This is a genomic window from Streptomyces sp. KR55, from assembly GCF_052245645.1.
Taxonomy (GTDB): Bacteria; Actinomycetota; Actinomycetes; order Streptomycetales; family Streptomycetaceae; genus Streptomyces; species Streptomyces flavusporus.
Window position 1 is genome coordinate 1 of the sequence record NZ_JBQQCE010000360.1, and the last position, 10,270, is coordinate 10,270.

7 protein-coding genes and 1 tRNA gene are annotated in these 10,270 nt (G+C 71.9%); 3 read left to right on the forward strand and 5 right to left on the reverse strand.

The window, feature by feature from the left end:
• The 3 genes from ACTWQJ_RS37390 to ACTWQJ_RS37400 form a co-directional block, all read right to left on the reverse strand.
• The coding region (locus ACTWQJ_RS37390; RefSeq protein WP_443310896.1) for a chaplin at positions 1-325 on the reverse strand (325 nt) is incomplete at its 3' end.
• A 110-nt stretch (positions 326-435) separates the two neighbouring features.
• Positions 436-669, reverse strand: a complete 234-nt coding sequence (gene chpH, locus ACTWQJ_RS37395) for a chaplin ChpH (protein ID WP_443310897.1) — start codon at positions 667-669, stop codon at positions 436-438.
• A gap of 157 nt (positions 670-826) precedes the next feature.
• Positions 827-2,152, reverse strand: a complete 1,326-nt coding sequence (locus ACTWQJ_RS37400; protein ID WP_443310898.1) for a M20/M25/M40 family metallo-hydrolase — start codon at positions 2,150-2,152, stop codon at positions 827-829.
• Positions 2,153-2,349: 197 nt separating this feature from the next.
• On the opposite strand from ACTWQJ_RS37400, the gene ACTWQJ_RS37405 reads away from it, so the two are divergent.
• The 3 genes from ACTWQJ_RS37405 to ACTWQJ_RS37415 all read left to right on the forward strand — a co-directional run bounded on the left by ACTWQJ_RS37405 (position 2,350) and on the right by ACTWQJ_RS37415 (position 8,052).
• A tRNA-Leu gene (locus ACTWQJ_RS37405) sits at positions 2,350-2,437 on the forward strand.
• Between the two features lie 303 nt (positions 2,438-2,740).
• Positions 2,741-6,607, forward strand: a complete 3,867-nt coding sequence (locus ACTWQJ_RS37410) for a Pls/PosA family non-ribosomal peptide synthetase (protein WP_443310899.1) — start codon at positions 2,741-2,743, stop codon at positions 6,605-6,607.
• A 65-nt stretch (positions 6,608-6,672) separates the two neighbouring features.
• Positions 6,673-8,052 carry a M1 family metallopeptidase gene (locus tag ACTWQJ_RS37415; RefSeq protein WP_443310900.1) on the forward strand — a complete coding sequence of 460 codons (1,380 nt, stop codon included), beginning with the start codon at positions 6,673-6,675 and terminating at the stop codon, positions 8,050-8,052.
• 13 nt (positions 8,053-8,065) lie between these two features.
• Here ACTWQJ_RS37415 and ACTWQJ_RS37420 read toward each other — a convergent pair whose 3' ends face one another.
• Together ACTWQJ_RS37420 and ACTWQJ_RS37425 are read right to left on the reverse strand one after the other, a co-directional pair.
• Complete coding sequence (locus ACTWQJ_RS37420) at positions 8,066-8,950, reverse strand: peptidoglycan-binding protein (RefSeq protein ID WP_443310901.1); 885 nt, start codon at positions 8,948-8,950, stop codon at positions 8,066-8,068.
• A partial coding sequence (locus ACTWQJ_RS37425) for a DUF6519 domain-containing protein (protein WP_443310902.1) occupies positions 8,950-10,270 on the reverse strand: 1,321 nt, incomplete at its 5' end. The genes ACTWQJ_RS37420 and ACTWQJ_RS37425, both read right to left, overlap by 1 nt.

Below are 10,270 nucleotides of genomic sequence, written 5' to 3' on the forward strand. Positions count from 1 at the left end.
CCGTGGAGCCGTCTGCGTGCCCGCCTGCCTGCGCGCCGGAGCCGTCCGTGTCGCCGTGGCCGCCGGACGAGTCGTTGCCGCCGCCGTGGTTGGCACAGGAGTTGCCGGCCGACGGGTTGAGCACCCCGACGACGTTGACGGTGTTGCCACAGACGTTGACCGGCACGTGGACCGGCGCCTGCACGGTGTTGCCGGAGAGCACTCCCGGCGAGTTCGAACTCGAGCCGTTCGCGCCCGAGTCGGCGTGGGCGTGAGCGCCTGCGGCGGCGATCACGCCGGTCGCGGCTGCCACGGTCATCAGGCCCTTGCGGGTGATCTGTCGCATTGCTGAATCTCTGCCTTCCCCCTCATGACCAACATGAAAAGACCGGTCGGTCCCGGAGCGCATGTGGCGCTCCGGGACCGACGGCATGGACGGACCTCAGAAAGGCAGCGTCACTTGTTGATGCAGGTGTTGCCGAAGGCGGGGTTCAGCAGCCCGATCACCGAGATCGTGTTGCCGCAGACGTTCACGGGGATGTGCACGGGAGCCTGAACAACGTTGCCGGACGCGATGCCCGGGGAGTGCACGGCAGCACCCTGAGCACCGGAGTCGGCGACGGCCATGCCCGCGCCCGCGAGAACCAGCCCACTGGTGGCAGCCGCAGCAGCGACGACCTTCTTGATCATTATTCCTCCTTGTTGGCAAAGCGATCACAAGCAGCTGATCGCATCACCTGTAACGAGGAGGAACTAATAGGGCTACGACCTGATGAGCGCGTTCACTCCTGCCGGTCAGGAACGGCACACGCGGGCGATTTTGGAAGTGTCGTTTCAGCGGGCCATTTCAGGACGCATCGATGAACCGGTCGAGCACCCGCACGCCGAACTGCAGCCCTTCGACCGGCACTCGCTCGTCGACCCCGTGGAACATGCCGGCGAAGTCCAGCTCCGGCGGCAGCTTGAGGGGCGCGAAGCCGAAGCAGCGGATGCCGAGGTCGTCGAAGGACTTGGCGTCGGTGCCGCCGGAGAGCATGTACGGCACGGCCCGCGCGATGGGGTCCTCGGCGCCGAGCGCACTCTGCATGGCGTCGACGAGCTTGCCGTCGAAGTCGGTCTCCAGGGCCTTGTCGGCGTGCACGTCCTCCCGCTTCACGCGCGGGCCGAGCAGCCGGTCGAGGTCGGTGAGGAACTCCTCCTCGTAGCCGGGCAGGAACCGTCCGTCGACGTGGGCGGTGGCCTGGCCGGGGATGACGTTGACCTTGTAGCCGGCGCCGAGCATGGTGGGCGCGGCCGAGTTGCGCAGGGTGGCGCCGATCATCTTGGCGATGCCGCCGAGCTTGGCGAGGGTCTCGTCCATGTTCTCCGGGTCGAGCTCGGTGCCGAGCGCGTCGGAGAGTTCGTCGAGGAAGGACCGCACGGTCTTGGTGACCCGCACCGGCCACTTGTGCCGGCCGAGCCGTCCGACGGCCTCGCACAGTTCGGTGATCGCGTTGTCGTTGTTCGTCATCGAGCCGTGGCCCGCGGTGCCGTCCACGGTGAGCCGCATCCAGTGCATGCCCTTCTGGGCGGTCTCGACGAGGTAGAGCCGCAGCTTTTCGTTGACGGTGAAGGAGAATCCGCCGACCTCGCCGATGGCCTCGGTCACACCCTCGAACAGATCGGGGTGCTTGTCGACGAGATGGCGCGCGCCCCAGGTCCCGCCGGCCTCCTCGTCGGCCAGGAACGCCAGCACGATGTCCCGCGGGGGCTTGCGGCCGGTGCGCAGCCGGTCGCGGACGACCGCGAGGGTCATCGCGTCCATGTCCTTCATGTCGACGGCCCCTCGGCCCCACACGCATCCGTCGGCGATCTCGCCGGAGAACGGGTGGTGGGTCCAGTCGGCCGCGTTGGCCGGGACGACATCGAGGTGCCCGTGGATGAGCAGCGCGGGCCGGGAGGGGTCCTCGCCCTCGATGCGGGCCACGGTGGAGGCGCGGCCCGGGTGGGATTCCAGGATCCGCGGTTCGAGGCCCACCTCGGCGAGCTTCTCGGCGACGTACTCGGCCGCCTTGCGCTCGCCCGGCCCCGAGTGGTCGCCGTAGTTGCTGGTGTCGATCCGGATCAGCTCGCGGCAGAGGTCGACGACCTCGTCCTGGCCGGTGACGCCTTCGGTCGTGCCCGTCTGGCTCACGCTGTTTCCTCCCGCAGTCGCCGCTGGTGGTCCCCCTCATCCTCCCCCCGAGGCGGGTCGCGCCCCAAGACCGGTCCCGGCCCGTCACACGGCGTTCACGACGCCCCGGGGACGCACGGGGCGTGATCGGCCACCCTCGAAAGCCTGGTAATGTTTACGTCGTCGCCGCGGGGGAAACCCAGCGCGACAGACACCTTGTCCGGGTGGCGGAATGGCAGACGCGCTAGCTTGAGGTGCTAGTGCCCTTTATCGGGCGTGGGGGTTCAAGTCCCCCCTCGGACACCAACGAGACCCCTGTTCACCAGGGGTCTTTTGCTTTCCCGGTGCCCCGGCGGCTGTGTGTACCGCCCGCTGTGTGGGCCATCTCTCCCCCGGCGCGAAGATCCCGAGGTCTCCCGAGGTCACGCTGTACGCCCGGCTGCCCGCGAGCACCCCGAACGGCGCCCCCAAGTGGCCGCCGAGCAACGGGAAACCTGACGTCGTACTAAAATTTCCGGCTTGTTACGGAGCTGGAGCCGGACAACCCCAGGCAGACCTGCGGGCCCGCCAGCGCCCCGGAGGCTTCCGGGATCGAGACGCGAGGACCCGATGGCAGCCATACACGAGAGCAGTGCTCTCGGCCTGCTCGACGAAGAGATCCGCGAGGGGTTCGGCGATACGGCACGTTTCTCCGGAGGGCCGGCGGCCTCCCCGCGCACCCTCGTCGACGTCTTCGACGCGTCCGTGCGGGCCTACCCGGACGAACTCGCCCTGGACGACGGCGCCACGCGTCTCACCTACCGTGCACTGGCCGTGGAGGTGGAGCGACTGCGGGGCCGGCTCGCGGCGGCCGGGGTCGGGCTCGGGGACCGGGTGGGGGTGCGGGTTCCGTCCGGCACGAACGATCTCTACGTGGCGATCCTTGCCGTGCTCGCGGCCGGTGCCGCCTACGTCCCGGTGGACGCCGAGGACCCGGACGAGCGGGCCGAGTTGGTGTTCGGGGAGGCGGACGTACGGGCCGTCATCGGGACCGGGCACGAGGTGACCGTGGGCGGGCGGTCCGGGACTCCCGCAGGCCGGCCCGGCATCGAGCACGACGCGTGGATCATCTTCACCTCCGGGTCGACCGGGAAGCCCAAGGGCGTCGCCGTGAGCCACCGCAGTGCCGCCGCCTTCGTGGACGCCGAGGCCGCGCTGTTCCTCGCGGAGGATCCCATCGGGCCCGGGGACCGGGTCATGGCGGGGCTGTCGGTGGCGTTCGACGCGTCCTGCGAGGAGATGTGGCTGGCGTGGCGGTACGGGGCCTGTCTGGTGCCCGTGCCCCGGTCGCAGGTGCGCAGTGGTGCCGATCTCGGGCCGTGGCTGGTCGAGCAGGAGATCACCGTCGTGTCGACCGTGCCCACGCTGGCCGCGCTGTGGGAGCCGGAGGCCCTCAACGACGTACGGCTGCTGATCTTCGGCGGTGAGGCCTGCCCGCCCGAGCTGGTGCAGCGGCTGGTGACGGAGGGGCGCGAGGTCTGGAACACGTACGGGCCGACCGAGGCGACCGTCGTGGCCTGTGCGTCGCTGCTGGGCGGCGAGGAGCCGGTGCGGATCGGGCTGCCGCTCAGGGGGTGGGAGCTGGCCGTCGTCGATGAGGCCGGGGAGCCCGTGCCGATGGGTGGCAGTGGGCAGTTGGTGATCGGCGGGGTCGGGCTCGCCCGGTATCTCGACGCCGAGAAGGACGCGGAGAAGTACGCACCGCTTCAGTCGCTGGGGTGGGAACGGGCGTACCGGAGCGGCGATCTGGTACGGGCCGAGCCCGAGGGGCTGGTCTTCCTCGGGCGGGCCGACGAGCAGATCAAGCTCGGCGGGCGGCGGATCGAGCTCGGTGAGGTGGACGCCGCCCTGCAGGCGCTGCCCGGGGTCGCGGGTGCTGCGGCCGCCGTGCGGACCGCGCGGAGCGGAAACCAGCTCCTCGTCGGCTATGTCGTCACCCAGGACGGATGGGACGCGGGGGCGGCGGTGGAGCGGCTGCGGGCCGAGCTGCCCGCGGCGCTGGTGCCGCTGCTCGCGCCGGTCGACGACCTGCCGACCCGCACGTCCGGCAAGGTCGACCGGAACGCGCTGCCGTGGCCCCTGGAGGGGCTGGAGACCGGTGGCAGAGCGGAGCGGCTGTACGGCACCGAGGCCTGGCTGGCCGAGCAGTGGACGGAGGTCCTCGGCATCCCGGTCGGCGCGGCCGGCGACGACTTCTTCGCGATCGGCGGCAGCAGCCTGGCCGCCGCTCAGCTCACGACGCGGCTGCGCACCCGCTATCCGAGCGCGGCGGTGCTCGACATCTATCAGCAGCCCACGCTGCGCAAACTGGCCCGCCGGCTCGAGGAGTCCGCGCAGGACGACGGGGCCGCGCGGGTCGTGGCGCCGGTTCCGCGGCGGGCGCAGCTCGTCCAGCTGCTGCTGCTCGTGCCGCTGTTCACGCTGCTCGGGCTGCGCTGGACCGTCGTACTCGCCGCGCTCGGGAACGTCCTGACCGCCTACTCCTGGCTGCCGACCGCCCCTTGGTGGCTCGTCGGGGCCGGTGCCGTGCTGTTCTTCAGTCCGCCGGGGCGGCTCGGGATCGCCGCGGGCGGGGCGCGGCTGTTGCTGCGCGGTGTGCAGCCGGGGCGGTATCCGCGCGGTGGGAGCGTTCATCTGCGGCTGTGGGCCGCGGAGCGGCTGGCGGAGGTCAGTGGGGCGACCTCGCTGACCGGGTCGTGGCTGGAGCGGTACGCGCGGGCGCTGGGCGCCAAGGTCGGACCGGACGTGGACCTGCACTCGCTGCCGCCGGTCACCGGCATGCTCAAGCTGGGCCGGGGCGCGGCCGTGGAGTCCGAGGTCGATCTGTCCGGGTACTGGCTGGACGGCGACCGGCTGGAGATCGGGCCGGTCAAGGTCGGTGCGCATGCCGTCGTCGGCACGCGCAGCATGCTCTTCCCGGGCGCCCGCGTGGGCAAGCGGGCCGAGGTGGCGCCCGGTTCGGCCGTCGCCGGGCAGGTTCCGACCGGGCAGCGGTGGGCGGGTGCGCCCGCGGTCAAGCTCGGCAAGGCCAAGCGCAACTGGCCGAAGGAGCGGCCGGGGCGGGGTGCGTACTGGCGGGTGATGTACGGGGTGACCGGCGTCGCTCTGAGTGCGCTGCCGGTGGCCTCGGCCGCTGTCGCGCTGCTGGTGGCGGGCCTGTTCGTCGGCCCGGACGCCGGGCTCGCCGAGGCCGTGCGCGGGGCCGCGCTCGCGCTGGTGCCGGCGACGCTCGCCTTCGGGCTGGCGTACGCGCTGCTGATCCTGGTCGCCGTACGGCTGCTGAACCTGGGGCTGCGCGAGGGGACGTATCCCACGCACAGCCGGACCGGCTGGCAGGCGTGGACCGTCACGCAGCTGATGGACCGCTCCCGGGACACGCTGTTTCCGCTGTACGCCGGGCTGGTCACGCCGGTGTGGCTGCGGCTGCTCGGGATGCGGATCGGGCGGGGTGCGGAGGTGTCGACGGTGCTCGCGCTGCCCAGCCTGACCACGGTGGGTGAGGGCGCGTTCCTCGCCGACGACACGCTGACCGCGCCGTACGAGCTCGGCGGTGGCTGGATGCGGATCGGGCGCGCGGAGATCGGGCGGCGGGCGTTCCTCGGCAACTCGGGGATGACCGCGCCGGGGCGCAGCGTGCCGGACGGCGGTCTGGTGGGTGTGCTGTCCGCGACGCCGAAGAAGGCCAAGAAGGGCAGCTCGTATCTCGGGCTGCCGCCGGTGAAGCTGCCGCGCAGTGCGGCCGACGGGGACCGGAGCCGGACGTACGATCCGCCGGCGCGGCTGCTGTGGGCGCGTGGGCTGGTGGAGCTGTGCCGGATCGTGCCGGTGTTCTGCTCGGCGGGGCTGGCCGTGCTGACGGTGGCGGCGCTGTGTGCGCTGGGCGGCTGGGCGTGGCTGCTGGGCGGGCTGGTGCTGCTCGCGGCGGGCGTCGTGGCGGGTGTGGTCTCCGTGGTGGCGAAGTGGGTGCTCGTGGGGCGGCACCGCAGCGGGGAGCATCCGCTGTGGAGCGGGTTCGTGTGGCGCAACGAGCTGGCGGACACGTTCGTGGAGGTGCTGGCCGTGCCGTGGCTGGCAGGGTCGGTGCCGGGTACGCCGGTGATGACGGCCTGGCTGCGCGGGCTCGGGGCGCGGATCGGCAGGGGTGCCTGGGTGGAGAGCTACTGGCTGCCCGAGGCGGATCTGGTGACGCTGGAGGACGCGGCCACCGTGAACCGGGGCTGTGTGCTGCAGACGCACCTCTTCCACGACCGGATCTTGCGGACGGATACTGTGGTTCTCCGTGAGGGCGCGACGCTGGGTCCTGGCGGAATCGTCCTGCCCGGCAGCACGGTCGGGGCCCGTGCGACGCTGGGTCCCGCGTCGTTGGTGATGGCTGCGGAGTCCGTTCCCGACGACACCCGCTGGCTGGGCAACCCGATCGAGGCATGGCGCCGCTGAGTGCTCTTACGGCGACGGGGGGCGAGGGACGTCGTACGAGCACAGCGCAGGGAGCAGACGCAGCAGTGGCAGTTCAGCAGTCCGTGGGAGCGGACCCGTACTTCCCCGGCAACGGTGATCCCCGTTACCGGGTGCACCGCTATGAACTCGCGCTGGACTACCGCCCGGGACCCAACCGGCTGGCCGGCACGGCACGGATCAACGCGATAGCGGGGCGGGCGGCGCTCGCCGGGTTCCAGCTCAACCTGGCCGACTTCAGGATCGGCCGGGTGCGGGTGGACGGGCGGCAGGCGCACTACACCCACCGGGGCGGCCGGCTGCGGGTCCGGCCCGCCAAGCCGCTGCGGGCCGGGGCCGCGTTCACCGTGGAGGTGCACTGGTCGGGCAACCCCAAGCCGGTGAACAGCCCCTGGGGCGGACTCGGCTGGGAGGAGCTGGCGGACGGGGCGCTGGTGGCGAGCCAGCCGGTCGGGGCGCCGTCCTGGTACCCGTGCAACGACCGGCCGGCCGACAAGGCGTCGTACCAGATCTCGGTCACCACGCCGTCCGCGTACGCGGTGGTGGCGGGCGGGCGGCTGCTGACCCGGACGACGAAGGCCTCGACGACCACCTGGGTGTACGAGCAGTCGGCGCCGACGTCCAGCTATCTGGTGGGGCTGTCCATCGGGAAGTACCAGACGGTGCTGCTGGGCGATCCGGGGCCGGGCGGTGTGCCGCAGCACGGGCACATTCCGGCGCATCTGCTGCCGGAGTTCTCGCGGGACTTCGCGCGCCAGCCGGCGATGATGGAGCTGTTCCAGGAGCTGTTCGGGCCGTATCCCTTCGACGGGTACGCGGTCGTCGTGACCGAGGAGGAGCTCGACGTCCCCGTCGAGGCACAGGGGTTGTCGCTGTTCGGCGCCAACCATGTGGACGGGGCGCGGGGTTCGGAGCGGCTGGTGGCGCACGAGCTGGCACATCAGTGGTTCGGGAACAGTGTGTCCATCGCGGACTGGCGGCACATCTGGCTGAACGAGGGGTTCGCGAAGTACGCCGAGTGGCTGTGGTCGGAGCGGTCGGGCGGGCGGACGGCGCAGCAGCACGCCGCGGCCGCGCACCGGTTGCTCGCCGGGAAGCCGCAGGATCTGAAGCTGGCCGATCCGGGGCGCAAGCTGATGTTCGACGACCGGCTGTATCAGCGGGGCGGGCTCACCGTGCACGCGGTGCGCTGCGCGCTGGGCGACGAGGCGTTCTTCCGGATGCTGCGGGGCTGGGCGGGGCTGCATCGGGGCGGTGCCGTGACGACGGCGACGTTCACCGCGCACGCGGCACGGTTCGCCGCCGAACCACTGGACGACCTGTTCAGGGCGTGGCTGCAGGAGACGGCACTGCCTGCGCTGCCTGAGCAGGACGTGCGGATTCCGGTGCGGCCGGCCCATCCACCGACCGGCACCGGCCCCGCGTAGATCGTCCAGATTCCTACGAGTTGGGCACCTTCAGCTTGTCCCAGCTCACCTTCCCCGGGATGCCGTCCGCGTCCTTGCCCTTGAAGCCGAGTTTCTGTTGCCAGGCCTGGTACGAGCGGCGGTCGGCCTCTGTCCACTCGGGGCCCGGGCCCTCCTCGTAGCGGCTGCAGCCCTCGGCGACGAGGCGGCGGCCCATGGCGGTGATGACCGGGGAGTTCTGGCCGACGTGGAAGAAGCCGCTGCCGGGGAAGGGCTCGTACGTCGGCTTGGGCTGCGGTTGCGGTTTCGGGTCGGGCGCCTGGGGCTTGCCGCCGAGCCGTTGGGCGATGCGCCTGCGCATGCTGTCCATCGTGAAGCCGCGCGGGTCCACCTTGCCCGGCTGCCACTCCTTGTGGCCGATGACGGAACGTTCGGACCAGCCGTGGTGGCGGCAGATCGCGGCGGCCACCTTCTCGATGGCCTCCTTCTGCGCCTCCGGCCAGGGGTCCTTGCCGTTGCCGAGGTTGATGCACTCGAAGCCGTAGAAGTGCCGGTTGCCGTCGGTGTCGGCCTCGTTGTCGGGCGGCAGTTTCGTCTCGTTGATCACCGCGCGCAGGACGTCGCTGTCGCCGAGCCCGGCGTGGTTGGCGCGGCCGTTGCCGACGAGGTGGATATGGCCCTTCTTGTCGATGACGCCGTGGCAGAGGGGGCCGGGGAGGCTGGAGTAGCCGTCGTAGCAGATGTCGACGGACGCGGCGGTGCCGGAGGTGACGGTGTGGTGGATCATCACGCCGTTGACCGGGCCCCAGGGGCCCTTGCTGTTGCGGTTGTGGTTGCGCCAGTTGCGGACCTCGTGGACCGTCAGGCCCTCCGCGCGCAGGATCTCCACCATCTTGGACGCGCTCAGTGGCTTGGCCATCACTCGTCTCCTTCCACGGCGGCCTCCGCCTGTGCTGTGGTCTGCGACCGTCCGGCGGAGGGATCGGACTCGGCCGCCAGTTCCTCGCGGCGGGCCTGGTCCTCCGCCGCGAGCGTCGCCTCGTCCGCCGCCGGCATGCTGCTGGCCAGCGGGCCGAAGGCGAGGCGCAGATCGACCGCGCTGCCCTCGCCCTTGATCAGGGCCAGCGGGGCGTAGTGGCGGGCGATGCCGGCCGGGGCCTGGAGCAGGGGGCGGCGGGCCGGGTCTGCGGGCCACTCGACGCTGCCGGTTGCGGTGCGGGCGGGGATGATCCAGTGGTCGCCGGTGCGGTAGCTGCCGCCCTTGGCGAAGTAGACCTCGACGCCGTCCTCCAGGGGCAGCCACTCCCCCTCGGTGACCGGGACGGCTCCGCCGCGCAGGGCGGTCGTACGGCCCTTGCGCTTCGGGCCCTCGTGGTGGTCCCAGCGGCGCAGGAAGGGGTGGAGGTGGGGCAGGCGGCCGACGCCCGGTGCCGGTTCGGCGGAGAGGCGGACGCGGCGGCCGGGGAGGTCGAGTTCCTCGACGCGGAGCAGAGGTAGGGGTTCGAGGCGGGAGGCGTGGGCGGTGTCCGTGAACTCGACGTGGTCGCCGACGTCGAGGTCCAGTTTCTCGTCGTGGCCGAGGGTGGCCAACTGCACCCAGGTGCCGTCGAGTTCGTCGACCGGGAAGACCACGGAGCCGTTCTCGCGGGACCACTTGAAGGTGGCGTCCTTCGCCTCGCCGCCGGCGTGCACCTCGACACGGTACAGCTGATTCTCGGGGCCGCGGTAGCGGGCGTCGGGTTTGACCAGGCAGGGGTCCTCGTCGGCGTGGTCGGGACGTTCGCTGCGGGCGGCGAGGCGGGCCGAGGGGGCGGACCGGCGCTGCGCCCAGCGGGCGAAGGCGGCGCGGACGACCTCCTTGGACGGGTCGGGCTCCTCGATCTCGAGGGCGGCCAGGGACAGCGGCAGGACCTGCCAGACGACCTTGACGCGGGCGGTGGTGTCGGGCATCGCCGCGCCGAGCGCGACCTCGCGCAGCGCCGGGTCCTCGGCCGCGGTCACCGAGCGCTCCCAGACGTGCAGGTAGACCACGAACGGGGACTGTGCGGGCGAGGGCAGCCGGTCGCCGGGCTTCTCCGGGTCCCGGAAGCCGTCGGGCTGGTCCCAGTACGTCCAGTGCGCGGGCGGCTGCTCGCTCTCCTGCTCCTGGGAGTCCTCGTCGGGCACCGGTGTGCCCGGTGCCGGGCGGCTCGCGTCGCACAGGATGCCGTCGACGTAGTAGCGGCCGCCGTGGATGTGC

Coding starts and splice junctions, on each gene's coding strand:
- chpH (WP_443310897.1), bottom strand. CDS start 669: ATGATCAAGAAGGTCGTCGCTGCTGCGGCTGCCACCAGTGGGCTGGTT.
- ACTWQJ_RS37410 (WP_443310899.1), top strand. CDS start 2,741: ATGGCAGCCATACACGAGAGCAGTGCTCTCGGCCTGCTCGACGAAGAG.
- ACTWQJ_RS37420 (WP_443310901.1), bottom strand. CDS start 8,950: ATGGCCAAGCCACTGAGCGCGTCCAAGATGGTGGAGATCCTGCGCGCG.